Here is a 26,519-nt window from a genome sequence, read left to right on the forward strand (position 1 = left end):
CACTCAGGCATTGGTGATACTGGCTCGCAAGCTTGCTCGGATCGTATTCGCTCTACTGAAAGGACAGGGCGAATACCAACCCAAAGCTGGTTGAGGGCTTCCCCTCAACCATAGAATCTCCCACAGGATTTGTACGTTTTCAAAATTGACACATGACCTGTGGGAGCGGGCTTGCCCGCGATGGCGGCCGCCCAGGCGCCAAACCTCTCCAACCTTGGCCAAACCAGTCAAGCAACTTGATAGCTTTGACCATTGCCCCACCCCCCGCGCAGAGCGAGTATTTCCCCGTAAATCAAGGTTCCCCCCACCTAATAAAAATACAGAGGGATTCTGGCAATGCGCGATTACTTGTCTGCTACATCACAGTTCAATTATCAGCACACCGTCGACGCCGCGCTCGCGGGCGATTTGACCGCACTCAACGCCTGCGTCGAGTGTTGCGACCGGCATGCCTTGCCGGGGCGCATCGCGCTGTTCTGGGAAGGCCGCGACGGCAGCGGCGCGACATACACCTTCAGCGACTTGCAGGACAAAGCCGCGCGTTTTGCCAATTTCCTCCTGGCCCAGGGCGTGAAGAAGGGCGACAAGGTCGCCGGCCTCTTGCCACGCAACATCGAATTACTGATTACCGTGTTCGCCACCTGGCGCATCGGTGCGGTCTATCAACCGCTGTTTACCGCCTTCGGCCCGAAAGCCATCGAACACCGCCTCGGCTGCTCCGGCGCCAAAGTGGTGGTAACCGACGCGGTCAATCGCAGCAAACTCGCTGAAGTCGCCGACTGCCCGACCATCGTCACCGTCGCCGGCCCCAAAGGCCAGGGCATTGTTCGCGGCGATTACAGTTTCTGGGCCGAACTGGCCAACTATTCCCCCGAGTGCGAACCGGTGCTGCTGACCGGCGAAGACCCGTTCCTGCTGATGTTCACCTCGGGCACCACCGGCCCGTCGAAAGCGCTGTCGGTGCCGCTCAAAGCCATCGTCGCGTTCCAGAGTTACACCCGCGACGCCGTCGACCTGCGCCCCGAAGATGCATTCTGGAACGTCGCCGATCCGGGCTGGGCCTACGGCATCTATTTCGGTGTCACCGGGCCGATGTCGATGGGGCATCCGATCACCTTTTACGATGGCCCGTTCACCCTCGAAAGCACCTGCCGGGTGATCAACAAATACGGGATCACCAACCTCACCGGTTCGCCGACGGCCTATCGTTTGCTGATCGCTGGCGGCGATGAATTCGCCAAGTCGATCAAGGGCAAGCTGCGCATCGTCAGCAGCGCTGGCGAGCCGCTGAACCCGGAAGTCATCCGCTGGTTCGCCGACAACCTTGGCGTGGTGATTCACGACCACTACGGGCAGACCGAACTGGGCATGGTCCTGTGCAATCACCACGCGCTGGAACACCCGATCCACATGGGCGCCGCCGGTTTTGCCTCGCCGGGCCACCGTATTGTGGTGCTGGATGACGAGTACAAGGAACTGGGCGTCGGCGAGCCCGGCATTCTAGCCATCGACCGCACCGAGTCGCCGATGTGCTGGTTCGCCGGTTACGAAGGTGCACCCACCAAAGCCTTCGTCGGCAATTATTACCTGAGCGGCGACACCGTCGAGTGGAACCCGGACGGCAGCATCAGCTTTGTCGGGCGCAGTGACGATGTGATCACCACTTCCGGTTACCGCGTCGGCCCGTTCGACGTGGAAAGCGCGTTGATCGAACACCCGGCCGTGATTGAAGCCGCCGTGGTCGGCAAGCCAGATCCGGAACGCACCGAGCTGGTGAAAGCCTTCGTGGTGATTTGCTCGCAATACCGTGCAACACCGGAACTGGCCGAGGAGCTGCGCCAACACGTGCGCAAGCGTCTGGCCGCGCATTCGTACCCCCGTGAAATCGAATTTGTCAGCGAGTTGCCGAAAACCCCAAGCGGCAAATTGCAGCGCTTTATCTTGCGCAACCAGGAAATCGCCAAGGCTCAAGAGGCCGCCGCGAAGAACGTTTCAGCTTGAATCCAAGGAAACAATGATGCAGATCGAAAACAAGGTTTTTCTCGTCACCGGCGGTGCGTCCGGCCTGGGCGCGGCCACCGCTGAAATGCTGGTCGCGGCTGGCGCCAACGTGATGCTGGTGGACATGAACGCCGAAGCGGTTGCCGCTCAAGCTGAACGTCTCGGCGCGAAAAGTGTGGTGGCGGACATCAGCAACGAAGCAGAGGCTGAAGCGGCGGTGCAGGCCACGGTCAAAGCCTTCGGCGGCCTCAACGGTCTGGTCAACTGCGCCGGCATCGTGCGTGGCGAGAAGATCCTTGGCAAGAACGGCCCGCACGCCTTGGCCAGTTTCAGCCAGGTGATCAACGTCAACCTGATCGGCAGCTTCAACATGCTGCGCCTGGCGTCGGCGGCGATTGCCGAAACCGAAGCCGATGCCGACGGCGAGCGCGGTGTGATCATCAACACCGCCTCGGCAGCCGCGTACGACGGCCAGATTGGTCAAGCCGCCTACGCCGCCTCCAAAGGCGCGATCGTCAGCCTGACCTTGCCCGCCGCCCGCGAACTGGCGCGCTTTGGCATCCGTGTGATGACCATAGCCCCGGGCATTTTCGAACCCCCGATGATGGCCGGCATGACCCCGGAAGTTCGCGCATCACTGGCCGCTGGCGTGCCGTTCCCGCCGCGCCTGGGCAAACCGGACGAGTATGCCGCGCTGGTCAGGCATATCATTGAAAACAGCATGCTCAATGGCGAGGTGATCCGTCTCGACGGTGCCTTGCGCATGGCCGCCAAATAAGGAGGATTTGTCATGACTATTGCCAACGATCCAATCGTTATCGTCAGCGCCGTTCGTACCCCGATGGGTGGTTTCCAGGGCGAACTGAAAAGCCTGCCCGCGCCGCAGCTCGGTGCGGCAGCGATCAAAGCTGCGGTTGAACGCGCCGGGATTGCGCCGGATGCGGTTGAAGAAGTGCTGTTTGGCTGCGTACTGCCCGCCGGTCTCGGCCAGGCACCTGCACGTCAGGCCGCACTCGGCGCCGGGCTGGATAAATCCACCCGTTGCACCACCCTGAACAAGATGTGCGGTTCGGGCATGGAAGCGGCGATTCTCGCTCACGACATGCTGGTCGCCGGCAGCGCCGACGTGGTGGTCGCCGGTGGCATGGAAAGCATGTCCAATGCGCCGTACCTGCTGGACCGCGCCCGCAGCGGCTACCGCATGGGCCACGGCCGGGTGCTCGATTCGATGTTCCTCGACGGTCTGGAAGACGCCTATGACAAAGGTCGCCTGATGGGAACCTTTGCCGAAGATTGTGCCGAAACCAATGGTTTCACCCGCGAAGCCCAGGATGCATTTGCCATTGCTTCGACCACCCGTGCCCAGCAGGCGATCAAAGATGGCAGCTTCAAGGACGAGATCGTCCCGCTGACCGTGACGGTCGGCAAAGAGCAGGTGCTGATCAGCAACGACGAGCAGCCACCAAAAGCCAAACTGGACAAGATCGCTTCGCTGAAACCGGCGTTCCGCGAGGGCGGCACCGTGACGGCGGCGAACTCCAGTTCGATCTCCGATGGCGCGGCGGCATTGGTGTTGATGCGTCGTTCCGAAGCGGAAAAACGCGGCCTCAAGCCGCTGGCGGTGATTCACGGCCACGCGGCGTTTGCCGACACCCCGGGCCTGTTCCCGGTGGCCCCGGTGGGCGCAATCAAGAAGCTGCTGAAGAAAACCGGCTGGTCCCTGGACGAAGTCGATCTGGTCGAAGTCAACGAAGCGTTCGCGGTGGTCAGCCTGGTCACCATGACCAAACTGGAAATTCCCCACGAGAAAATCAACGTACACGGTGGCGCCTGCGCCCTGGGTCACCCGATCGGTGCGTCCGGCGCGCGGATCCTCGTGACCTTGCTCTCGGCCCTGCGCCAGAAAGGCCTGAAACGCGGCGTTGCAGCCATCTGCATCGGCGGCGGCGAAGCCACGGCCATGGCCGTGGAATGCCTGTATTGAGGCTGACGCCAACCCCTGTGGGAGCGGGCTTGCCCGCGATGGCGGTGTTCCAGACGCCCACGATGTCGTCTGACAGATCGCTATCGCGGGCAAGCCCGCTCCCACAAGGTCTTGCGTTTCAACTTGATTTTAAGGATTCACCATGATTCCCAATGACGAACAACTGCAGATCAGCGACGCGGCCCGGCAATTCGCCCAGGAACGGCTGAAACCGTTCGCCGCTGAATGGGACCGCGAACACCGCTTCCCCAAGGAAGCCATCGGCGAGATGGCCGAACTGGGCTTTTTCGGCATGTTGGTGCCGGAGCAGTGGGGCGGTTGCGACACCGGTTACCTGGCCTACGCCATGGCCCTGGAAGAAATCGCCGCCGGCGATGGCGCCTGCTCGACCATCATGAGCGTGCACAACTCGGTGGGTTGCGTGCCGATCCTCAAGTACGGCACCGATGAACAGAAAGAACGCTTCCTCAAGCCATTGGCCAGCGGTTCGATGCTTGGCGCCTTTGCGCTGACCGAACCCCAGGCCGGTTCCGATGCCAGCGGCCTGAAGACCCGCGCCAGGTTGAACGGCGATCACTACGTGCTCAACGGCTGCAAACAGTTCATCACCTCCGGGCAGAATGCCGGTGTGGTGATCGTGTTCGCCGTGACCGACCCGAGTGCCGGTAAACGCGGGATCACCGCGCTGATCGTGCCCACCGATTCACCCGGCTACAAAGTCGCGCGGGTCGAAGACAAGCTCGGCCAGCATGCCTCCGACACCTGCCAGATTCTGTTCGAAGACGTGAAAGTGCCGGTAGCCAACCGGTTGGGCGAGGAGGGCGAAGGTTATCGAATCGCCCTGGCCAACCTTGAAGGCGGCCGTGTCGGCATCGCTTCGCAATCGGTGGGCATGGCCCGCGCCGCCTTCGAAGCGGCCCGCGACTACGCCCGCGAGCGTGAAAGCTTCGGCAAGCCGATCATCGAACACCAGGCCGTCGCATTCCGCCTTGCGGACATGGCGACCCAAATCGCCGTCGCCCGGCAGATGGTGCATTACGCGGCGGCGCTGAGAGACAGCGGCAAACCGGCGCTGGTCGAAGCGTCGATGGCCAAGCTGTTCGCTTCGGAAATGGCTGAGAAAGTCTGCTCCTCGGCGTTGCAAACCCTCGGCGGTTACGGTTGCTTGAACGATTTTCCACTGGAGCGGATCTACCGCGACGTGCGGGTCTGCCAGATCTACGAAGGCACCAGCGATATTCAGCGCATGGTCATTTCGCGCAATCTCTAAAGGAACCCCCGTAGGACCTGTAGGAGCTGTAGGAGCTGTAGGAGCTGTCGAGTGAAACGAGGCTGCGATCTTTTGATCTTGTCTTTAAAAAGAAACATCAAAAGATCGCAGCCTCGTTTCACTCGACAGCTCCTACGGGGGGATCGGGTCTTATGCAAAGCAGGAGTGAAGTATGAGTTACGAAACGATTTTGTTGGAAACCCACGGTCGAGTTGGCCTGATCACGCTCAACCGTCCGCAAGCCTTGAACGCGTTGAATGCGCAAATCGTCAGCGAATTGAACCATGCCCTCGATGGCCTGGAAGCCGATTCGAACATCGGCTGCATCGTCCTGACCGGCTCGAAAAAAGCCTTCGCCGCCGGTGCCGACATCAAGGAAATGGCCGAGCTGACCTATCCGCAGATCTACCTCGACGACCTGTTCAGCGACAGCGATCGCGTGGCCAACCGTCGCAAGCCGATCATTGCGGCGGTCAACGGTTTTGCCCTGGGCGGTGGTTGTGAACTGGCGCTGATGTGCGACTTCATTCTGGCCGGCGACAACGCCAAATTCGGCCAGCCGGAAATCAACCTTGGCGTACTGCCAGGCATGGGCGGCACCCAGCGCCTGACCCGCGCGGTGGGCAAGGCCAAGGCCATGGAAATGTGCCTCAGCGGTCGACTGATCGACGCGGTGGAAGCGGAGCGTTGCGGGATTGTTGCGCGGATCGTGCCAGCGGATGAGTTGCTGGAAGAAGCGCTGAAAGTCGCGGCGTTGATCGCCAAGAAATCGTTGCCGATCGCGATGATGATCAAGGAAAGCGTTAACCGCGCGTTTGAAGTGAGCCTGTCGGAAGGCGTGCGCTTTGAACGTCGGGTGTTCCATGCGGCGTTTGCGACGCAGGATCAGAAAGAAGGGATGGCGGCGTTTATTGCCAAGCGTGAGGCGGAGTTCGTCGGCAAGTAATGTAGCGTTCTCGCGGACGCTTTCGCTGGCAAGCCAGCTCCTACAGGGGAATGCATATCCTTGTAGGAGCTGGCTTGCCAGCGAAGCTTTTAAGACTTCAAACCAGATAGTGCTTGAGCTCCCGGGCAATCACCATCCGTTGTATCTCGCTCGACCCTTCATAAATCTGCGTAATCCGCGCATCCCGGTAGTAGCGCTCAACCGGGTAATCCTCCAGATACCCATACCCGCCATGAATCTGCATCGCCGACGAGCAGACCTTCTCGGCCATTTCTGACGCAAACAGCTTGGCCTGCGACGCCTCCGACAGACACGGCTTGCCGGCACTGCGCAACCGTGCCGCGTGCAGGATCAACAGCCGCGCCGCGTTCAACCGGGTGTGCATGTCCGCGAGCATATTGGCGATGCTCTGGTGCTCGATGATCGGCTTGTCGAACTGCACCCGGTCACGAGAATAAGCCAGCGCCGCTTCGAACGCCGCACGGGCAATGCCCAATGCCTGCGCCGCGATGCCGATGCGCCCGCCTTCAAGGTTCGACAGGGCAATCGCCAGTCCCTTGCCGCGTTCACCCAGCAGGTTGGCTTCAGGAATCGTGCAATTGCTCAGGGTCACTGCGCAGGTGTCGGAAGCGCGGATGCCCATCTTGTGTTCGGTGCGATCAACGATGAAGCCTGCGGTATCGGTCGGCACCAGGAACGCCGAGATGCCACGCTTGCCCAGGTCCGGATCGGTCACGGCAAACACGATCGCCAGTTTCGCCCGTTTGCCGTTGCTGACGAATTGCTTGGCGCCGTTGATCACCCACTGGCCGTCGCGCAGTTCAGCGCGGGTGCGCAGGTTGTGGGCTTCGGAACCGGCCTGGGGTTCGGTCAGGCAGAAGCAGCCGATGGCCTGGCCGCTGGCCAGATCCGGCAACCAGGTCTGTTTCTGTTCTTCAGTGCCGTAGTTGAGCACCGGCCCGCAGCCGACCGAGTTGTGGATGCTCATCAGCGCACCGGTGGCGCCGTCACCGGCAGAAATCTCTTCCACCGCCAAGGCGTAGGCGACGTAGTCGACATAGGTGCCGCCCCATTCCTCAGGCACCACCATGCCCAGCAGTCCCAGTTCGCCCATCTTCGCGACCAGGCCGTCATCGATCCAGCCGGCCTTTTCCCAGGCCTGGGCGTGGGGCGCGATTTCACCACGGGCAAAATCCCGGGCCATGTCGCGGATCATCACTTGCTCTTCGCTCAATTCGATATCGTGCATGGCTCAGCTCCCGCTGTGGTTGAACCCGGTGAAAAAACTCGCGACGTGCTCGGCGTCCAGCGCCTGCAAGGTCGGCGGGTTCCAGCGCGGGTTCTTGTCTTTGTCGATCAGCAAGGCACGCACGCCTTCGATCAGGTCGCCGCGCTCGAACCACTGGCGGTCCAGGTGCAGCTCAAGGGCGAAGCAGTTTTCCAGGCTCAGGTGCCGACCGCGACGCAGCATTTCCAGGGTCACGCCCATGGCCAGTGGCGAACGGCTTTCCAGCAGATCAGCCGTGGCAATGGCCCATTGATGGCTGTCGGCGACGGTGACTGCTCGCAGTTGCTCAACAATACTCGGCACATCGGGCAGGGCGAAGAAGTGATCGATGGCCGGGCGCAGCGCCATCAGCGGCGCGTCGGGCAACTGTTGCACCGCGAGTTTTGCCAACAGGCCTTGAAGGTCCTTGAGCGGCGTTTCGTGCCATTGCAACTGGTCGAGCTGTTCGTCCAGCGTGCCCAGTTTGGCGCTTTCCAGATACCAGTCGGCCAGGCCGCAGTAGAGCGCATCGGCGGCGCGAATCTGCACGCCGCTGACGCCGAGGTAAATACCCAGTTCACCCGGCACGCGCGACAGGAAGTGGCTGCCACCGACATCCGGGAAATAACCGATGCCCACTTCCGGCATCGCCAGGCGGCTTTTCTCGGTGACAACTCGCAGGTCGGCGCCTTGCACCAGGCCCATGCCGCCGCCGAGGACAAAACCGTCCATCAAGGCCAGCACCGGTTTGCGGTAATGGTGGATCGCGAGATCGAGGGCGTATTCCTCGACGAAGAAATCCTGGTGCAGCGTGTCGCCGCTTTTATAGCTGTCATACAGCGAGCGGATATCGCCACCGGCACAGAAAGCTTTCTCGCCGGCACCGCGCAACACCACCGCATACACCTGCGGATCCTGAGCCCAGGCATCGAGCTGATGCTGCAGGTTGCGCACCATGTCCAGGGTGATGGCGTTGAGGCCGGCGGGGCGATTCAGGGTCAGGTGACCGATGTGGTTGCGAACCTCGGCCAGCACTTCGTTTTGCGTGGCATCCATGGACGAAGTCCCCTTCGATGAAACCTGAGCAGTCATCACTAACTCCCTGCTTTTATTGTTCTTTATAGAGAAGCTCGCGCGCGAGCGATGGTGGATCGTACCAGTGCAAATTTGTGATGTACAACCCGGAAAAGTGCAGCTTGCCTGTGCATTTTTACCTTAAGGGGTAGATCAAAAGATCGCAGCCTTCGGCAGATCCTACAGGTCGTGCACGATCGATATTTTCGATCTATTACGGTCGACGACAGAATCGGCTGTGAAACGCCTTCGTTCAGCACAGTTGAGCTGTCTGGACAGGGATTTACGACACCAGCGCCGTCCCGGCAATTGGCATTCTGGCGGTCCATTTCAAGCGCTTCTTGCAGTGCGCCTGGAACGGACTGCACCCCGACGACTGGCCAGGACCCGTCGAAAACAACAACAAATACGGCTGCGGTAAACACCGCATCGACTCTCTGCCCCTGTCAAAAAAGTGTGGTTCGGCGTAGGCGCCGGCCGCGATAAATCAAAATAATCCGGGACTCAAGAAGATGAACATCAAATGGCTGACCTTGCCGGCACTCGCGTTGCTGTGCTGCTCCACCGGCGCCAGCGCCAAGGAATGGAAAGAGTTGCGATTCGGCGTCAACCCCAGCTATCCGCCTTTTGAGTCCACCACCGCCGATGGCGGTGTGCAGGGCTTTGGCGTGGACCTGGGCAATGCGATCTGCGCCGAATTGAAGCTGACCTGCGTGTGGGTCAGCAATGACTTTGATGGGCTGATTCCGGGCCTCAAGGCCGGCAAGTTCGACGCCATCGAGTCCTCGATGACCGTCACCGAGACGCGCAAGAAACAGATCGATTTCACCGACCGTCTGTACGCCGGGCCGACCGCGATTGTCACGCGCAAGGATTCCGGTTTGTTGCCCACCGCCGAGTCCCTGCGGGGCAAGACCATCGGCTATATGCAGGGCACGATTCAGGAAACCTACGCCAAGGCCAAACTGGGCCCGGGCGGGGTGAAGCTCAAGGCCTATCAGAATCAGGATCAGGTATACGCCGACCTGGTTTATGGGCGTCTCGATGCGTCGATCCAGGACAAACTGCAAGCGCAAATGAGCTTCCTGACCTCGCCGCAAGGCGCCGATTTCCAGAACAGCGAAGGCATCAGTGACCCGATGGTGCCGTCGGAAATCGCCATCGGTGTGCGCAAGGACAACGAAGAGCTCAAAGGCATGCTCAATGCCGCCATCAAGGCCCTGCATGACAAGGGCATCTACGCGCAGATCCAGCAGAAACACTTCGGCGATCTGGACCTCTACAACAACTGATCCTCGCGCCCCGGTCGCTGTGTCGCAGCGGCCGTACGGGCGCCTCAAGACAGGTGACTGGCGTGAATTCCTTCCTGAATCTGATCGGGGTCGATCTTTCGGCCCTGCAAGGCTATGGCCCTTTGTTGCTGCACGGCACCTGGGTCACTCTCAAATTGTCGGCACTCTCGCTGCTGGTGAGCATGGCACTGGGGCTGCTCGGGGCGGCGGCGAAACTGTCGCCGCTGAAGCTGTTGAACTTGCCCGCGACCTTCTACACCACATTGATTCGTGGCGTACCGGACCTGGTGCTGATGCTGCTGATTTTCTACAGCCTGCAAGGCTGGCTGAGCAGCCTGACCGAGGCGATGGGCTGGGCCTACATGGAAATCGATCCATTCGTGGCCGGCATCATCACCCTGGGCTTTATCTACGGCGCGTACTTCACCGAGACCTTTCGCGGGGCGATCCTCAGCGTGCCGCGCGGGCAGCAGGAAGCCGCCGCGTGTTTTGGCCTGAACCGCTGGCAGCGTTTTCGCTACGTGGTGTTCCCGCAGATGATGCGCTTTGCCTTGCCGAGCCTGGGCAACAACTGGCTGGTGTTGCTCAAGGCCACGGCGTTGGTGTCGATCATCGGTTTGTCGGACCTGGTCAAGGTCGCGCAGGAGGCCGGTAAAAGCACCTTCAACATGCTCGACTTTCTGCTGCTGGCGGCGGCGCTGTACTTGCTGATTACCAGCGCGTCGAACTACGTCTTGCGCGTGCTGGAGCGGCGCTACAACCAGGGTGTGCGGGGGATGGCGCGATGATCGAGTTGATTGCCGAATACTGGAAACCCTTTCTGTTCACCGATGGCGATACCCTGACCGGTCTGGCCATGACCTTGTGGCTGCTGGTGGCGAGCATCGTCATGGGGTTTTTCCTGTCGCTGCCCCTGGCGATCCTGCGGGTGTCGCGCTGGGGATTGCTGCGCTGGCCGGTTCAGTTGTTTACCTACGTGTTTCGCGGCACGCCGCTGTATATCCAGTTGCTGATTTGCTACAGCGGGATCTACGGCATCGCCGTCGTGCGGTCGCAACCGCTGCTCGAAGCGTTTTTTCGTGACGCGATGAATTGCACTTTGCTGGCGTTCACGCTCAATACCTGCGCCTACACCGTGGAAATTTTCGCCGGGGCGATTCGCAGCATTCCCTACGGTGAAATCGAAGCGGCCCACGCCTATGGTCTGAGCGGCTGGCGCTTGTACTGGCGGCTGATTCTGCCTTCGGCGTTGCGCCGGGCGCTGCCGTATTACAGCAACGAAGTGATCCTGATGTTGCATGCGACGTCGGTGGCGTTCACCGCGACCATTCCCGACATCCTCAAAATCGCTCGGGACGCCAACGCCGCAACCTTCATGACTTTTCAGGCCTTCGGCATCGCCGGTCTGCTGTACCTCGCCTTGTCGTTCGGCCTGGTCGGCGGCTTCCGGCTGGCGGAGAAGCGCTGGCTGAGTTTCCTCGGTCCGACTCACTGATTTTTTCTCTCCAGAACAGAGCAGGGCAGCGTCGCGACCGGCGCTGCTGCAGGAGTTTTTTGCATGTACAAACTCACGGTTGAAAATCTGTATAAACGTTTTGGTGACAATGAAGTGCTCAAGGGCGTCTCGTTGAACGCACGGGCGGGCGATGTGGTGAGCATGATCGGCGCCAGCGGCTCGGGTAAAAGCACCATGCTGCGCTGCATCAACTTCCTGGAGCGGGCGGACGAAGGCGCCATCGCCCTGGACGGCGAGCGCGTTCTCACGCGTCAGGGCGTCGGGGGCATGCGCGTTGCCAACCCGAAGCAGTTGCAGCGCTTGCGCACACGCCTGGCGATGGTGTTCCAGCATTTCAATTTGTGGAGTCACCTGACGGTACTGGAGAACATCGTGCTGGCACCGTGTCGGGTGTTGGGCGTGAGCCGCAAGGTTGCCGAAGAAAGTGCGCGGGCCTATCTGGACAAGGTCGGATTGCCACAACGCGTGGCCGACCAATACCCGGCGTTTCTGTCCGGTGGCCAGCAACAACGGGTGGCGATTGCCCGGGCGCTGGCGGTGGAGCCGGACATTCTGTTGTTCGATGAGCCGACCTCGGCACTCGACCCGGAATTGGTCGGTGAAGTATTGAAAGTGATTCAGGCGCTGGCCGAAGAAGGCCGGACCATGTTGATGGTGACTCATGAAATGGGTTTTGCCCGGCAGGTCTCCAGCCAGGTGTTGTTCTTGCATCAGGGACGAGTCGAGGAGCAGGGTGATGCAACGATCCTCGATGCGCCAAACAGTGAACGTTTACAGCAATTTCTATCGGGTCGTTTGAAGTGAGGCAAGACGTACATGGCGGACATCCGCGATCTGTCGATCGTGCTTGATCGTATCGATCAGGCAATCATCGAAGTGCTGCGCCACGAAGGGCGCATCACTTATCAAAAGCTGTCCGAGCGCGTGCACTTGACGCCCAGGCCATGCCTGGAACGGGTGCGCAAGCTCGAACAGCTCGGGGTCATTCGCGGGTATGGGGCGATTCTCGATGAGAAGAAGCTCACACCAGGCTTGTCGTTGCTGGTGTTGGTTGCGCTGTCGAACCAGAGTGGGCGGGCAGCGCAAAAAGCCTTCGAGGCCAAGGTCCGCGCCTGTCCGCAGGTGCTGGAATGCCGTTTGATCAGCGGTGCGTTCGACTACAGCCTGCGCATGCGCTGCAGGGATATGGAGCATTACCGGGTGCTGACCGAAGTCTGGTTCGACGACCCGGATTTGCACATCGACAAGCTGGTCAGCCATCCGGAATTGGCGATGGTCAAGACCACGATGGAGTAACGCCGCAACCCTGTAGCAGCTGCCGAGCCTGCGAGGCTGCGTTCGGCGGCGAAGCCGTCGTAAAACCTGATGACGCGGTCTACCTGAATCACCGCGTTTGCTGATTTTACGACTGCTGCGCAGCCGAACGCAGCCTCGCAGCCTCGCAGGCTCGGCAGCTGCTACAGGTTCGGCAGCTGCTACAGGCTCGGTGTTTACACGGAAAGTTGCCTCGCCGAATCGGCTGAACGATCCACCATCTTCAGCCGTTTCCATCACCACAAACCCCCGTATCAACCGGGTTTTCCAGCCTCCGAAACAGACAATGAGCCTCTCTCAACCCTCATTGAATCTGTGCCCATGCAAACCACCAATACCGTTTTGATGATTCGCCCGACACGTTTCTCCTTCAATCAGGACACGGCGGCGAACAACCGTTTCCAACAGCCGGCCGCCGTGTCCGAAGACGTGCAGCTCAAGGCCTTGCAAGAGTTCGATGGCTACGTCGCCGCGCTGCGCAGCCATGGCGTCGAAGTCCGGGTGCATAACGATAGTGACGCGCCGCATACCCCGGACTCGATCTTCCCCAACAACTGGTGGAGCAGCCATCCCGACGGCACATTGGTGCTGTACCCGATGCAAGGCCACAACCGACGTCTGGAGCGGGACAAGGGCGTGCTCGACTGGCTGCGTGACGAGTACCGGGTCGAGCAGTTGCTGGATCTGTCCAGTCTCGAACAGCAGGAAGTATTCCTGGAGGGCACCGGCAGCATGGTGCTGGATCGGCAGCAGCGTATTTGCTACGCCGGCTATTCCACCCGTACCCACGCCCGCGCGCTGGATCAAGTGGTCAATCATCTCGGTTACGAGCTGTGCGCGTTCAACGCGGTAGACCGCCAGGGCGTCGCGATTTACCACACCAACGTGATGATGAGCGTCGGCACCCACCTGGCCGTGGCGTGCCTGGCGTCGGTCACAGAGCCCGGCGAACGTCTGGCCCTGCGTTCGCGGCTCGAGGGCAGCGGCAAGCAGGTGATCGTCCTGAACTGGGCGCAGCTGGAATCCTTCGCCGGCAACATGCTGGAAGTTCACAACGCCGCGGGCGAGCCGCTGCTGGTGATGTCGCGCACGGCGTGGCAGTCGCTGGAGGCCGACCAACGTCGTTTGATCGAAGCCCACACCACGCCGCTGCCGGTCAACATCGACACCATCGAACGCATCGGCGGCGGCAGCGCACGCTGCATGTTGGCCGAGGTGTTTCTGCCCAAACACCAGACTCCCAGGGAGCAAGTGTGATGATCGTCCGTCCCGCCACACCCGCAGATCTGCCGGCCCTGCTGGCCCTCGCCCATAGCGCTGGAACCGGTTTGACCACCTTGCCCGCCGATGCGTCGCGCTTGCGTCAGCGTCTGGAGTGGGCCGCGAAAACCTTCGCCGGCGAGGCGCAACGCGCTGATGCCGACTACCTGTTTGTGCTGGAGAACGACCAGCAGGAAGCGATCGGTATTTGCGCACTGGCCGGCGCGGTCGGCTTGCGTGAGCCCTGGTACAACTATCGGCTGGGGCTGTTTGTCGCGGCATCGAAAAACCTCGGGATCAATCAGCAATTGCCGACGTTGTTCCTTGGCAACGACATGACCGGCCATTCGGAGCTGTGCTCGCTGTTCCTGCATGCCGATCACCGCAGCGGCCTGAACGGCCGCTTGTTGTCGAAAGCGCGGTTCCTGTTTCTGGCAGAGTTTCGCGAGCAATTTGGTGACAAGGTGATTGCCGAGATGCGCGGCTACTCGGACGAAGAGGGTGTTTCACCGTTTTGGGAGGGCCTGGGGCGACACTTCTTCAAGATGGATTTTGCCGATGCCGATTACCTGACGGGCCTGGGCAACAAGACCTTCATCGCGGAGCTGATGCCGAAGTTTCCGCTGCCGACCTGCCTGTTGCCGGAAGCGGCGCGAACGGTCATCGGTCGGGTTCACCCCAACACCGAACCGGCACTGGGCATGCTCAAGGCTGAAGGATTCGAACACCGGGATTACATCGATATCTTCGATGGCGGGCCATTGATTGAATGCGCCACCGGGGATATCCGTGCGGTGCGTGACAGCCAGGTGCTGCAACTGAGTATCGGCACGCCGGGGGAACAGGCGGCGACTTACCTGATTCATAACCGCCAGTTTGCCGAGTGCCGAATTACCGCGGCCCCGGCGCGGATGGCGGCCGGGACGCTGATTGTCGATGCGCAGACTGCGAAAACGTTGGGATTGAGTGCAGGCGCGTCGGTGCGCGCGGTGAGCCTGGCGGTGCCAGCCCGGCAACAGTCCGCCGCTTGACCAATCCAACCCAACCTGTAGCAGCTGTCGAGCCTGCGAGGCTGCGTTCGGCGGCGAAGCCGTCGTAAATTTATACAATGCGGTGTATCAGACAAATCGCATACACCGGATTTGCGAGGACTGCGTCCTCGAACGCAGCCTCGCAGGCTCGACAGCTGCTACAGGTGACAAGGTTAAAAGGTGCGTGGGCGCTGTCAGGTTCTGCTGCTGAGCACTTCGCTGATGCTGCGCCGTTTGGCATGCAGTTCGCTGATGTGGATCAGTTGTTCCAGGTCTTCGGGCGTGACATCGAAGAACGCTTCCATGTCCGCCAACGCCAGTTTCAGGTCTTGGGCGGTGATCGCCTGGCTGTCGACCGGAGGATGATCAGCGGGCACCACGGCAACCGGATCGCTGGCGCGTTTGGGGTAACGAATGCGCGTCAGGTTATTGAACACCAGGGCGCTGAACAGCATGGTTGCCGCACTGAGCATCACCGGGCCGAGGGCTTTCCAGTCCATGGCAATGGTCGCCGGGTCGGCCAACACTAACAGCAGCGCCAACGCCCCGGCTGGCGGGTGCAGGCAACGCAGCCAGCACATCAGAATCAGCGCCATGCCAGCCGCCAGGCATGCGCTGCCCAAAGTCCGCCCAAGCACGTGAGCCACCAGCAGCGAAACCACCCCGGCGCAGAGGTAGCCGCCCAGAATCGACCACGGCTGGGCGAGGGCGCCGGAGGACACGGCGAACAGCAGCACCGCCGAAGCACCCAATGGGCCGATCAGGTGTTGGGCCACTTCCATACCGAAAACCTGAGCGCACAGCCAGACGCTGAACAGCGTGCCCAGGGACATACCGATGGCCGCGCGGCTCCATTCCGAGGGGCGGGTGTTGATGGCGGCGGGTAACCAGCGAGCGAGCATGATAAAAATCGATCCGTTAATAAAAAAACCCAGGCAAAAAAAGGGCTTGCCGGGGATACCCAGAAAGCCCTTGAAGGTGTTCCAACTATTGGGGGAGGAACGAGCACAGTGTGCCGTTCATTCCAGACGCTGACTAATTCATATTAATGCAGCTTTAGTGCATTAATTTTGCTGTAAGGCCACCCGCCGGCCGCTCATGAAACACAGGAATCCCCCCATCGCGGTCAGCGCGCTCAAGGCATAAAACATGGTCGGCGCCGGCGTATGCATCAGCAGGAAACCGCAAATCACCGGGCTCAGGGCACCGCCGAGGGCGGCGAGGTTCTGCGCGCCGTAGTAGCTGCCGCGCAGTTCCTCCGGAGCCAGGGTGTCGACGAAGAGAAATTCGGCGGGGTAGATGATCATTTCACCGAGGGTGAAGATGAACATCGCCACGCACCAGCTCACCAGGCTGTCGGCCAGACTGAACCCGATCAACCCGACGATGAACAGGCTGGTGCCGCCGGCAATCCAGTAGCGCAATTGCTCGCGCTTGAGAAAACGGCCGATCTGGTATTGCAGCAGGATCACGCTGATGGCGTTGCAGGCGAGCAGGGCGGCCATGGTTTCCAGGGCACGCTTGGAGTCGTGGGTCACCAGCAGGTATTGCGACAGGTACAGGGTGAAGCGCCCATGAACCACGGTGCTGAGCAAACAGCCGCAGGTGAACATGATCAGGGTGCGGTCGTTCTTCAGGGTCACCAGGGTCTTGAGGAAACTGGCCGGCTGGCCGATCACGGGCGTCTGGGCCGAGTCCTTGGGGATCCCGATCATCAGGAAGATGCTGAAAAACGCGATGCCGCCGGCAATCAGGAACGGTGCAATCGGGTACACACCGGCAATCACCACCCCGAGCATCGGCCCGGTGGCGTAGCCGATGTTGGTCAGGGTGTAGCGCAGGGAAAATGCCTTGGCGCGCTGGCCCATGGGCAGGTTTTCGCTGAGGATCGCCTTCGAACCAATCAGGAATAATGCCGAGGCGGTTTCAGTGATCACCAGGGTCGCGGTGGTCAGGTAGAGGTTCTCGGCGAAGGTCAGCAATACGAAGCCGATGGCGCTGGAGAGCATGGCGAGGATCAGCAGCCGGCGCTTTTCCAGGCGGTCGATGATGTAGCCGCCGTAAAGGGCGAGCAGGGTGGCGATGAACACCGCGATGCCCAGCAACAGGCCAACATCCTGTTGGTTGAGGCCGAGTTTATTGCTCAGGAACAGCGTGAGCAACGGGCTGGTGATGGCGCGGCTGACGACGATGGTCAGCGAAACAATCATCAAGCGGCGGATAACGAGCGAGTAAGTGGCCACGGTGGGGCAAATGTCCTTATTTAGGTTCTATGGTGTTCGCCGGTGTACCGAGTTGCGGCCATCGCGGGCAAGCCCGCTCCCACAAAAGCGCCGCGTTCCCTGGGGGAGCGGGCGTGCCCGCGATGAGGCCGGAACAGGCAATGCAAAACTCAAGTCAGCCACCGACCCAGAGACCGAATCGATTCCAGTTCTTCAAACCGCCACAACTGTTCAAGCAGTTCCTCCGCCTGCAATCGCGGCATCACCCGCACCGCCAGGCTGAAAAACTTCTCCTCCAGCGCCTCATCACTCAACGGATTCCCCGGAGCCCCCAAGGGTGGATCGACACACAGGCTCGCCTGCCGACCGTCCACGGTTCGCACGCTCACCGCCGGCTCGCCATCCTCTGACAGTTGCGAGTCCACATCAAGGCGAATACGCGACATCCACAGGCCAATCCGCGGATCGCTGCGCTGCGCCTCGTCATAAGCCTCCAACCGGCAATGACCATGGACCAGCCGCGCCGCGAGGGCATACGGCAGGCTCATCTGCGCCGCCGCCAGCGTATTCACGTCGCGGCCACCGCACATGTCCTGCAGAAACCCGCACAACGACACCTGAACATCTTCGACCTGATCGACATCGACGTGCAGTTGATTAAGCAACAGCCCCAGCGCGTCGATCGCCGAATGCGTTCCCCGGCACGCGGCGTACGGCTTGATCGAGCAGCGCGCGAGTTTCCACACCACGCCCAGGTCGGCATCCAGCGCCTGCGGTTGCGAAGTCACACCGGCAAGGGTTTTCAGAAAGCCGCCCCAGACATCATCAAACAACTTCGTCGGCCCGGTGATGCCTTGCTGCGCAAACCGCGCCGCCAGTAATCCACCTTCGGCAGCGCGACCGCTGTGCAGTTTTTTGCTTTGCGAGCCATCGTGGATAAAGGCCCACAAGCCGCCGCTAAAACTGCCGGCGATGCCCAGCGCCGACATCGTCTGTTCGGCATTCAAGCCGAGAATCCGCGCACTCGCCGCCGCTGCACCGAACACCCCGCAGGTCGCTGTGGAGTGCCATCCTGCACCGTTGTGGGCTGAGTAACCGCCACAGGCTTCGAGCACCCGGCGACCGCCTTCGTAGCCGATCACCCCGGCCGTGATGAACTCACGCCCCCCCCCCGGTTTTGCCGACATCGCGCCCGCAGCCATGACCGCCGGCAGCACCACCGCGCCGGAATGATCGCAGCCACCTGTGTCATCGAGCTCCAGGGCATGCGCTGCGACGCCGTTGAGCATCGCAGCCTGGGCCGCACCGACCCGCAGATCAGTGCCCCAGACCAACGTGCTGCCGGTTTCGCCGTCGAACACCTGACGCGCCTGTTTGGCCACATCACTGTCAGCCCCGGCCAGCGTCGCGCCGAAGGTGTCGAGAATGTGCCGTTTGGCTTGCGCCACCAATGCCGGTGGCAAGTCTTCAAATCGCAAGTCGACGCAGAATTGCGCCAGTCGCTGCATCCGCTCAGTCATACGCTGTAATCCCGATAATGGCGCTCATACACCGCCGCCGGATGATCCTCGGTGACGGTTGCCGCCGAATCCGCCCACCATTGCGCGACTTCGGCCCCGGTGGCGATCCACACGTCATCGTGCTGTTGAATCCCCTCAAGCAACTCGCGCAACACCCCAATGCGCCCCGGCGTAGCGATAATTTCCGGGTGCAGGCGCAGCACATAACACAGCCCGAACCGGTGAAAGCCGGCGAAGTCCATTTGCAGGTTGCCCAAGGTATGGCTGTAAGAGGCGATCCGCGATTGCGCCGGTGGCACGGCGGGGCTGAGGTTGAAGGCGAAGTAGGGTTCGTCTTCCAGTTCGTAGTGCAACGGCAACTCGATCACCTCGGGCGCGGTTGGGTGAGCGAACGGCAAATCATCGCCGCGCCACGACGACGACCAGCGAATGCCGTGGTGCTTCAATGCCTCGATAAAACCCGGTGCGCCGTTGCCGGCCGGGATGCGAAACCCGGCTGGACGCTGGCCGGTCAGCGCGGTCAAGGCTTCGCAACCTTTGGCGATGTCGGCGCTCTGCGCGGCCAGGTCGAGGGTGTCGTAATTCTGATGGCGATAGCCAGCGCAGGCAATTTCATGCCCGCCGGCCTGGATTGCGCGGATGTGTTCCGGGTTTTCCTCGGCGACGATGCCGGGAATGCACCAACTGCTGGAAACCCCCAGTTCTGCAAACAAACCGAGCAAGCGTTCGACGCCGCGTTGGGTGCCATAACGCCAGACCGACAGGGTCTTGTCGCGTCCGGCGACTTCCGGGGCCTGGGTGAGAATGCCGTGGATGTCGTTGTAATCGACGGTCAGCACCACGGCGCAACGGTAGCCTTTGGGCCAGACAGTGGAATCAGCCATGGTGATGCTCCTTGAGCCACCACTGGGCGACATCGCGGCAAGTGGCGAACCACACGTCATCACGCTGGCGCATGTGTTCGAAGAGTTTTTCCAGCAACAGGATGCGTCCCGGTTTGCCGGTGATCTTGGGGTGGAACAGGGTGGTCAGGCACAGCCCTTCGTTCATCGCGCCGTCGTATTCGCGGCACCAGTTGTCGAGGGTCAGCTCGTAACTGGCAGTACGGTCCAGCCCCGACGGAAAATTCGGTGCGCGGGTGTAGGCAAGGGAGGCGTAGTCGTCCATTTCCCAGCGACCGGGGATTTCCACCAGCGGCGTGTCGAAGCCGGGGACGTTGACCAGATACGGCCGGTCATCGCCGCGCATGCTGCTGGAATAGGTGACGCCGGCTTCCACCAGCATCGCCGGGGTTTCGGCGCGCCAGTCGCCGGACGGGGTGCGAAACCCTTCGGCGCGGATGTTCAGGTGTTTCCAGAACACCTCGCGAGACAGCTTCATCACGTCCTTTTGCTGTTCCAGCGTCAGGGCGTAAAAGGATTCGTGTTTGTAGCCGTGGTACGCCACTTCATGCCCGCGCTCGACAATCGCCTGGCACTGTTTCGGCCAGTTCTCCACGACCCAGGCCGGGACGAAAAACGTGGTCGGGATCCGGAACTCGTCGAGCAGATCGAGGATGCGCGGCAGCGCCCGGTAAGGACCGTAACCGCCGAAACCGAAGTATTCGGGTTTGCGCCAGATCGAGCCGTTGAGCATGGCATCGCCAGTCGGGCCATCGAGGTCGAAGGCCAGGGCGAGACAGGCTTTGTGCTGGCCGGGCCAGGTGGGTTGGGGTGAGGAGGACATCGTGGCGCTCCATTGATCTATAGGTAAAACACAATCCCTGTGGTCAACCGGGATCCCTGTGGGAGCGGGCTTGCCCGCGATGAGGCCAGCACATTCGACAGCGATGTCGCCTGTCAGGCCGCCATCGCGGGCAAGCCCGCTCCCACACTGGATTTGGGTCGATCACACTGTTGTGGTCTGCCGGGAACCCTGTAGGAGCGAGGCTTGCCCGCGAAGAGGCCGTCACAGTCAACATCACCGTTGACTGAAACACCGCCTTCGCGGGCAAGCCTCGCTCCTACAGGGCAAGCCTTACTTGCCGGCGTTGATGGTTACGGTCTTGACCGCGCCCAATTCCAGGTCCCATTTTTTCAGGATGGTCTGATAGGTGCCGTCGTCGATCATGCTCTGCAACGCGACTTTCACCGCTTCGCTCAACTCAGGCTTTTTCTTGCTCACGCCCAGCCCGGTGAACTGCTCGGAAATCGGCAGGCCCACGGTCTTGTACATGTCCTTTTCCTGAGTCTTCAGGTACGACAAGGTTTCGCTGCCCTGCATCGCGGCATCGATACGGCTCTGGCGCAATTGCGCACGGGCATCGGCCGAACCTTCGGTGCCGATCACGTTGATCGCCGGCTTACCGGCGGCTTCGCAGTTGGCCTTGCTCCACTCGGCGATTTCCGCCGGGAACGTGGTACGGCGGCTGGTGCCGACTTTCTTGCCGCACAGGTCGATGATCTCGTTGAAGTCCTTGTTTTTCTGCAAGGTGTAGAACTGCGGGCCGCTGGTGAAGTAATCAACGAAAGTCACACTGGCCTGACGTTCGGCGGTGTCGGTCATACCCGACAGGACCATGTCCACACGGTCGGTGGTCAGCGCGTTGATCATCTGCTCGAAGCCGGTTTCCTGCCATTTGATCTTCACGCCCAGACGTTCGGCCAGGGCGTTGCCCAGGTCATAGTCCAGGCCAGTCAGCGTGTTGGTCGCCGGGTCCTTGAAATCCATCGGCGGGTAGTTCGGCATGATCGCTACGACGACCTCGCCCTTGGCCTTGATGCTGGCTGGCAATTCGGCGGCGAAGCTAACGCTGGACGCCATCAGGCCTGCGAGTACTGCTGGAATAACGAAATTCTTCATGGTCGTTCTCTTATGAGTGTTGTGAGCGCCAAAGGACGCTTAGGTTCGAACGGCAGAAATGAAGCTTTGGGTGCGCGGGTTTTGCGGACTTATTAGTATTTCTTCGGGGCTTCCAGCCTCCACGATCTGCCCGCCGTCCATGAACACCATGCGGTTGGAAACTTCGCGAGCGAAGCCCAGTTCATGGGTGACGACGATCATGGTCATGCCGGTCTGCGCCAGATCGCGCATCACCGACAGCACCTCACCGACCAGTTCCGGGTCGAGTGCCGAAGTGGGTTCATCGAACAGCATCAGCTTGGGCCGCATGGCCAATGCACGGGCAATGGCGACGCGTTGTTGCTGACCACCCGACAGCTCGATCGGGTAGCTGTTGCGCTTGTCGGCCAGGCCGACGCGAGCGAGCAATTCCACGGCTTCTTCGTGCGCCTCTTTGGGCGAACGCTTGAGCACCTGGCATGGCCCTTCGATGATGTTTTGCAGCACAGTCATGTGCGGGAACAGGTTGAAACGCTGGAACACCATGCCGGTGGACAGGCGTTGACGGGCGATTTGCGACTCGTTGAGCTCGTGCAGTTTGTTGCCGACGACGCGGTAACCGACCAGCTCGCCGTCGACCCAGAGGCCGCCCTTGTCGATCTTTTCCAGCTGGTTGATGCAGCGCAGCAAGGTACTTTTGCCGGAGCCGGACGGGCCGATGATGCACAGCACTTCGCCTTGCTCGACTTCGATGTTGATGTCCTTGAGGGCGTGGTAATGGTCGTAATACTTATTCAGGCTGACGGCCTTGACGATGCTTCTCATGTGCGGCTCCTCAAGAACGCTTGCCGGCGCCGCGAGCGAAACGACGCTCCAGACGGCTTTGACCAAAGGACAGGACGGTGACCGTGGCCAGATACCAGATACCGGCGACAATCAAAAGCTCCATCACCCGGGCGTTGGCGTAGTAGATGTTCTGGGCGTTGTAGAGCAGTTCCGAGTATTGGATGACACTCGCCAGCGAGGTCATTTTCACCATGCCGATGAACTCGTTGCCCACTGGCGGAATGATGACGCGCATGGCCTGCGGCAGAATGATCCGACGCAGCGCTTGCAGGCGCGGCATGCCGATCGACTTGGCCGCTTCGTACTGACCGGCGTCCACCGACAACAGGCCGGCGCGCACCACTTCAGCGGTGTAGGCGCCCTGGTTGATGCTCAAGCCGAGGAGGGCGGCCACGAACGGGGTCATCAGGCTCACGGTGTCCATTTCGAACAGCCCGGGGATGCCGATGGTGGGAAAAATCAGCGCCAGGTTGAACCACAACAGCAGTTGCAGGATCAGTGGCGTACCGCGGAACAGCCAGGTGTAGGTCACCGCCACGTAGCGCAGGATCGGGTTGGCCGACATGCGCATGATCGCCGTGATCACCCCGAAGACGATGCCCAGGGCCATCGCCAGCACCGCCATGACGATGGTGTTGAGCAAACCCCACATGATCGCCTGGGACGTGAGGAACTGGCCGATGTACGACCATTCGATCTTGCCTTCGGCGAAGGCCCGCACCAGGCCGAGAATCGCGATGACGATCACGGTGGCGAAGAAAATCCGCCCGTAATAACGCCGTGGCACGTGGTGGTACTGGGTGATATCGAACTGGTTGTCTGCCAGTTTGCGCTCCGCCTGGAGTCGTTCTGCCTGAGTCTGGCTCATGTTGTTTCTCCGTACGCCGCCCTCGTTACAGGCGGCGCGTATGGTTTTCGGGTTAAGCGCAACTCCTGTGGGAGCGGGCTTGCCCGCGAGTGCGGCGGGTCAGTCAACATGGATGTTGAATATGAAACCGCCATCGCGGGCAAGCCCGCTCCCACAGGTTTTGTGTCCTTGTTCAGAGGCGGAAGCCCTGATAGTTCTCGGTCCATTGCTGTTGGGCGGCGAGGGCGGTTTTCAAGCGGCCGATCTGCTCGCGCACCTGTTGCGGCGCAGTGCCGCCCCAGCCACTGCGCGCGGCGATAGCGGCTTCGAGGGTCAGGGCCTCACGTACTTCCGGCGTTAGGCGCGGATCGATCTCGGCCAGCAGCGCCGGCGAGGCTTCCCACAGTTCGATGTCGTGTTTCTCACAGGCCTGGACCAGCGCACCGGTGATTTCGTGAGCTTCCTTGAACGGCACGCCGCGCATGGCCAGCCAGTCGGCGACTTCTGTAGCGAGGGTGAAACCCAGTGGGGCCTGACGACGCAGCTCTTCGACGTTGACCTTCATGGTCGCGACCATCCCGGCCATCGCCGGCAGCACCAGCAGCAGGGTGTCGACGCTGTCGAGCACGCCGTTTTTGTCTTCGCTCAAGTCGCGGTTATAAGACAGTGGCAGGGATTTGAGGATCGACAGCAGACCGGTCAGGTTGCCGATCAGACGGCCAGCCTTGCCCCGAGCCAGCTCGGCGATGTCCGGGTTCTTCTTCTGCGGCATGATCGAGCTGCCGGTGGCGTAGGCATCGTCCAGTACCACCCAGCGAAATTGCCGCGACGACCACAGGCAAAACTCTTCAGCGAGGCGAGAAATGTTGATCCCGAGCATGCTGGCGATAAACAGGAATTCAGCGACGTGGTCACGGCTGGCGACAGCGTCGATGGAGTTTTCACACACGCCGCTGTAGCCCATTTCCTTGGCCGACTGTTGCGGCAGGCGAGCGATAGCGGAACCGGCCATGGCCGCCGCGCCGAGTGGCGACAACGAAGTGCGCACGTCCCAATCCACCAGGCGTTGCACGTCACGCAGCATCGATTGGGCGTGGGCCAGCAAGTGGTGGGCGAAGACGATGGGTTGCGCTTGCTGCAGGTGAGTGAAGCCCGGGCAGATGCTCTCGATGTGTTGCTCGGCTTGATCCACCAGCGCTTGCTGCAAGGCCAGTACCTCAACGGCCAGGGTGCGCACGTGATCACGCAGGAACAAACGCAAGTCGTTGGCCGTCTGGTCGTTACGCGAACGGCCGGCGCGCAGTTTGCCGCCGAGGGCGCCGAGGCGTTCGGTCAGCAGGCGTTCGATGAAAGTGTGGACGTCTTCGTCGTCGAGGGTCGGTGCGATGCTGCCGGCGCGGAAATCATCACCAATGCATTCCAGCGCCTCAATCATCGTCAGGGTTTCTTGCTCGTCCAGCAGCCCGGCGCGCTGCAGTTCACGGGCATGGGCCTTGGAACCGGCGAGGTCGTACGGGGTGAGGCGAAAGTAGCGCTCGGGGCAACGGGACAGGGCCGCCAGGGCTTCGGACGGGCCGCTTTTGAAGCGAGCACCCCAGAGACGGTCGGTGGTTTGAGACATTGTTATTTTCCTCGTCGATAGAGCGAACAGAAGTCGGTGTGCCGGGCTTGAAACACGCGCCGTAAATCGTACGGGCGTGGTTAGGCCAGAGCAGTTTTCAAGAGGGCAGTTGCGAAAGGGCGAGAGCTGATCGAAGTGTCAGCTTTTAGTAGTTCGAAATCAGTGAGTTGGCACTGATGTGCGGAATTTATTAGCGGTTGCCAAGCCTGGTTTTCTGTGTTCATTATTATTGGCCAGCTATGTTTTTGTTGTTGAGCACAGAGTGTTGAATAGGGCGCCAGAGGTAAATAAGCATTATGGAAACCCCACTTTCCAATTCCGGAAACCCGCCACCGAAAACGTCACATCGAGCACCGCTGGCCCTCAGCGGCCTGGACTTCAAACTGCTCAAAGTGTTCAAGGCGGTGGTCGAGGCCGGGGGCTTCAGTGCGGCCCAAAACGAGCTGAATGTGGGGCTGGCAGCCATCAGCAAACAGATCTCCGACCTTGAGATTCGCATCGGCATGCGCTTGTGCACCCGAGGGCGGGAGGGTTTTCACCTGACTGAAGAAGGCAGTCTGGTGTATCAGGCGTCCATCGACTTGTTTGCCTCGGTCGACAACTTTCGCGATCGTCTTAGTTCGGCACAGAATGAACTCATCGGCGACCTTGGCGTGGGGGTGATTGACAATACGATTTCCGACGTTAATTCACCGTTAGTTGCTGCGCTTAGAAGAATCAATGAAGAATCACCGAAAGTAAGGTTCCAACTTCAGGCGTCGCAACTGGATGAGGTGGAAAGAGGCGTGGTAGAGGGACGATTAGTGGCGGGGATCGTGCCGGTTTATCAAAAAAGAGAAGAGTTTGATTACTACGCGTTGTATGAGGAACTCTCGGAGGTTTATTGCGCGGTCGGTCATCCTTTGTTCTCGATGGCGGACGCGGAAATGGGCAGTGATGTGCTCAAGGATTACGAGTGCATCAACCACCGTTATGCGATCCACCGCGAGAAGCTGAACTTTGCCCACTACGACAGTTTTTCTGCCTCAGCCACTCAGGTGGAAGCTGTGGCGCTGTTGATCAAGACCGGCCGTTTCGTGGGGTTCCTGCCCCGGCATTACGCGGCGGCAATGGTCGCTCAGGGGCAATTTCGAGCGGTGCGTCCAGACCTGATCAACATCGTTACGCCGTTCAATCTGATCCTGCGGCACAACACTGTGCGCAGTCCGCTGGTCAAGGCGTTTGCCCAGGCGTTGGGGGTCGATTTGAAGGCGCCGCTGTGATTTTGGCAGCGCTCAGAACGTGGTCAGGATTGATCTACTGATTTGCGACGAACATTAACTTGTGGCGTTGGAATACCTGGGGCTGCTACATGCAGCTCCGTATACGCATAATGCTGTAACAGTTTGGGATTGGGTTGGGGGCATATCCGTTGCTGCGGTAACGGCTGATTATGGTTTCGCTCTTACAGCGACTCACAGCAGATCAAAAGATCTCCCCCCTGTAGGAGCTGGCTTGCCAGCGAAGGGTTCAAAAACGCCACATTTATCCTGTCAAAACGCGCCATCGTTAACGTCCTTCGCTGGCAAGCCAGCTCCTACGGTTGATCGGGTTGCCTGGACGAACGCGGTGGAATGTAGGAGCTGGCTTGCCAGCGAAGCATTCGAATGCACCACGTTTATCCTGTTGAAACGCGTCATCGTTGACGT

General features: G+C 60.6%; 24 protein-coding genes. 13 read left to right on the top strand and 11 right to left on the bottom strand.

What is annotated here, in order from left to right; all coding sequences use genetic code 11:
* Positions 1–336: 336 nt before the first annotated feature.
* From AEQ67_RS02855 to AEQ67_RS02875, 5 genes are all read left to right on the top strand, one after another.
* On the top strand, positions 337–2,001 hold the full coding sequence (locus AEQ67_RS02855) for an AMP-binding protein (RefSeq protein ID WP_059402376.1): 1,665 nt from the start codon (positions 337–339) through the stop codon (positions 1,999–2,001).
* A 16-nt stretch (positions 2,002–2,017) separates the two neighbouring features.
* A complete protein-coding gene (locus tag AEQ67_RS02860) occupies positions 2,018–2,779 on the top strand; it encodes an SDR family NAD(P)-dependent oxidoreductase (protein ID WP_059402377.1) in 762 nt (253 codons plus the stop codon).
* Positions 2,780–2,791: 12 nt separating this feature from the next.
* Complete coding sequence (locus AEQ67_RS02865; RefSeq protein ID WP_059402378.1) at positions 2,792–3,985, top strand: acetyl-CoA C-acyltransferase; 1,194 nt, start codon at positions 2,792–2,794, stop codon at positions 3,983–3,985.
* A gap of 142 nt (positions 3,986–4,127) precedes the next feature.
* Positions 4,128–5,255, top strand: a complete 1,128-nt coding sequence (locus AEQ67_RS02870) for an acyl-CoA dehydrogenase (RefSeq protein WP_059402379.1) — start codon at positions 4,128–4,130, stop codon at positions 5,253–5,255.
* 172 nt (positions 5,256–5,427) lie between these two features.
* Positions 5,428–6,201 (top strand): enoyl-CoA hydratase, encoded by a 774-nt coding sequence (locus AEQ67_RS02875; protein ID WP_059402380.1) that lies wholly within the window; start codon positions 5,428–5,430, stop codon positions 6,199–6,201.
* 97 nt (positions 6,202–6,298) lie between these two features.
* Here AEQ67_RS02875 and AEQ67_RS02880 read toward each other — a convergent pair whose 3' ends face one another.
* On the bottom strand, positions 6,299–7,450 hold the full coding sequence (locus AEQ67_RS02880) for an acyl-CoA dehydrogenase family protein (RefSeq protein WP_059402381.1): 1,152 nt from the start codon (positions 7,448–7,450) through the stop codon (positions 6,299–6,301).
* A gap of 3 nt (positions 7,451–7,453) precedes the next feature.
* Positions 7,454–8,560 carry an enoyl-CoA hydratase/isomerase family protein gene (locus AEQ67_RS02885; protein ID WP_059402382.1) on the bottom strand — a complete coding sequence of 369 codons (1,107 nt, stop codon included), beginning with the start codon at positions 8,558–8,560 and terminating at the stop codon, positions 7,454–7,456.
* 494 nt (positions 8,561–9,054) lie between these two features.
* Here AEQ67_RS02885 and AEQ67_RS02890 point away from each other — a divergent pair, with 494 nt between their 5' ends.
* The 7 genes from AEQ67_RS02890 to astA all read left to right on the top strand — a co-directional run bounded on the left by AEQ67_RS02890 (position 9,055) and on the right by astA (position 14,955).
* Positions 9,055–9,834: a transporter substrate-binding domain-containing protein gene (locus tag AEQ67_RS02890; protein WP_059402383.1), complete on the top strand. Its 780-nt coding sequence runs from the start codon at positions 9,055–9,057 to the stop codon at positions 9,832–9,834.
* A gap of 62 nt (positions 9,835–9,896) precedes the next feature.
* Positions 9,897–10,622 (top strand): ABC transporter permease, encoded by a 726-nt coding sequence (locus tag AEQ67_RS02895; protein WP_059402384.1) that lies wholly within the window; start codon positions 9,897–9,899, stop codon positions 10,620–10,622.
* Positions 10,619–11,329, top strand: a complete 711-nt coding sequence (locus AEQ67_RS02900) for an ABC transporter permease (protein WP_059402385.1) — start codon at positions 10,619–10,621, stop codon at positions 11,327–11,329. Before AEQ67_RS02895 ends, AEQ67_RS02900 begins: the two co-directional genes overlap by 4 nt.
* A 63-nt stretch (positions 11,330–11,392) precedes the next feature.
* Positions 11,393–12,154, top strand: a complete 762-nt coding sequence (locus AEQ67_RS02905) for an ABC transporter ATP-binding protein (protein WP_059402386.1) — start codon at positions 11,393–11,395, stop codon at positions 12,152–12,154.
* A gap of 12 nt (positions 12,155–12,166) precedes the next feature.
* A complete protein-coding gene (locus AEQ67_RS02910) occupies positions 12,167–12,646 on the top strand; it encodes an Lrp/AsnC family transcriptional regulator (protein WP_007974731.1) in 480 nt (159 codons plus the stop codon).
* A 339-nt stretch (positions 12,647–12,985) separates the two neighbouring features.
* Complete coding sequence (gene ctlX / locus AEQ67_RS02915) at positions 12,986–13,921, top strand: citrulline utilization hydrolase CtlX (RefSeq protein ID WP_059402387.1); 936 nt, start codon at positions 12,986–12,988, stop codon at positions 13,919–13,921.
* Positions 13,921–14,955 (top strand): arginine N-succinyltransferase, encoded by a 1,035-nt coding sequence (gene astA, locus AEQ67_RS02920; protein WP_059402388.1) that lies wholly within the window; start codon positions 13,921–13,923, stop codon positions 14,953–14,955. Before ctlX ends, astA begins: the two co-directional genes overlap by 1 nt.
* Before the next feature lie 194 nt (positions 14,956–15,149).
* Here the strand turns inward: astA and AEQ67_RS02925 are convergent, their stop codons facing one another.
* The 9 genes from AEQ67_RS02925 to argH all read right to left on the bottom strand — a co-directional run bounded on the left by AEQ67_RS02925 (position 15,150) and on the right by argH (position 24,831).
* A complete protein-coding gene (locus tag AEQ67_RS02925) occupies positions 15,150–15,857 on the bottom strand; it encodes an HPP family protein (RefSeq protein ID WP_059402389.1) in 708 nt (235 codons plus the stop codon).
* 162 nt (positions 15,858–16,019) lie between these two features.
* Positions 16,020–17,198 carry an MFS transporter gene (locus AEQ67_RS02930; protein ID WP_059402390.1) on the bottom strand — a complete coding sequence of 393 codons (1,179 nt, stop codon included), beginning with the start codon at positions 17,196–17,198 and terminating at the stop codon, positions 16,020–16,022.
* A 149-nt stretch (positions 17,199–17,347) separates the two neighbouring features.
* Positions 17,348–18,697 (bottom strand): MmgE/PrpD family protein, encoded by a 1,350-nt coding sequence (locus AEQ67_RS02935; RefSeq protein WP_059402391.1) that lies wholly within the window; start codon positions 18,695–18,697, stop codon positions 17,348–17,350.
* Positions 18,694–19,581, bottom strand: a complete 888-nt coding sequence (locus AEQ67_RS02940) for a polysaccharide deacetylase family protein (RefSeq protein ID WP_059402392.1) — start codon at positions 19,579–19,581, stop codon at positions 18,694–18,696. The genes AEQ67_RS02935 and AEQ67_RS02940 overlap by 4 nt, the downstream gene beginning before the upstream one ends.
* A complete protein-coding gene (locus AEQ67_RS02945; RefSeq protein ID WP_059402393.1) occupies positions 19,574–20,422 on the bottom strand; it encodes a polysaccharide deacetylase family protein in 849 nt (282 codons plus the stop codon). The genes AEQ67_RS02940 and AEQ67_RS02945 overlap by 8 nt, the downstream gene beginning before the upstream one ends.
* 291 nt (positions 20,423–20,713) lie before the next feature.
* Positions 20,714–21,538 carry an ABC transporter substrate-binding protein gene (locus AEQ67_RS02950; RefSeq protein ID WP_059402394.1) on the bottom strand — a complete coding sequence of 275 codons (825 nt, stop codon included), beginning with the start codon at positions 21,536–21,538 and terminating at the stop codon, positions 20,714–20,716.
* Positions 21,539–21,577: 39 nt separating this feature from the next.
* Positions 21,578–22,342 carry an amino acid ABC transporter ATP-binding protein gene (locus AEQ67_RS02955; RefSeq protein WP_059402395.1) on the bottom strand — a complete coding sequence of 255 codons (765 nt, stop codon included), beginning with the start codon at positions 22,340–22,342 and terminating at the stop codon, positions 21,578–21,580.
* A 10-nt stretch (positions 22,343–22,352) separates the two neighbouring features.
* Entirely contained in the window at positions 22,353–23,231 is an 879-nt protein-coding gene (locus AEQ67_RS02960) for an amino acid ABC transporter permease (RefSeq protein WP_059402396.1), read from the bottom strand.
* A gap of 172 nt (positions 23,232–23,403) precedes the next feature.
* On the bottom strand, positions 23,404–24,831 hold the full coding sequence (argH, locus tag AEQ67_RS02965) for an argininosuccinate lyase (protein WP_059402397.1): 1,428 nt from the start codon (positions 24,829–24,831) through the stop codon (positions 23,404–23,406).
* Between the two features lie 296 nt (positions 24,832–25,127).
* On the opposite strand from argH, the gene AEQ67_RS02970 reads away from it, so the two are divergent.
* Positions 25,128–26,093, top strand: a complete 966-nt coding sequence (locus AEQ67_RS02970; protein ID WP_059402398.1) for a LysR family transcriptional regulator — start codon at positions 25,128–25,130, stop codon at positions 26,091–26,093.
* Positions 26,094–26,519 lie beyond the last annotated feature (426 nt).

The organism is Pseudomonas sp. RIT-PI-q (assembly GCF_001297125.1).
Lineage (GTDB): Bacteria > Pseudomonadota > Gammaproteobacteria > Pseudomonadales > Pseudomonadaceae > Aquipseudomonas.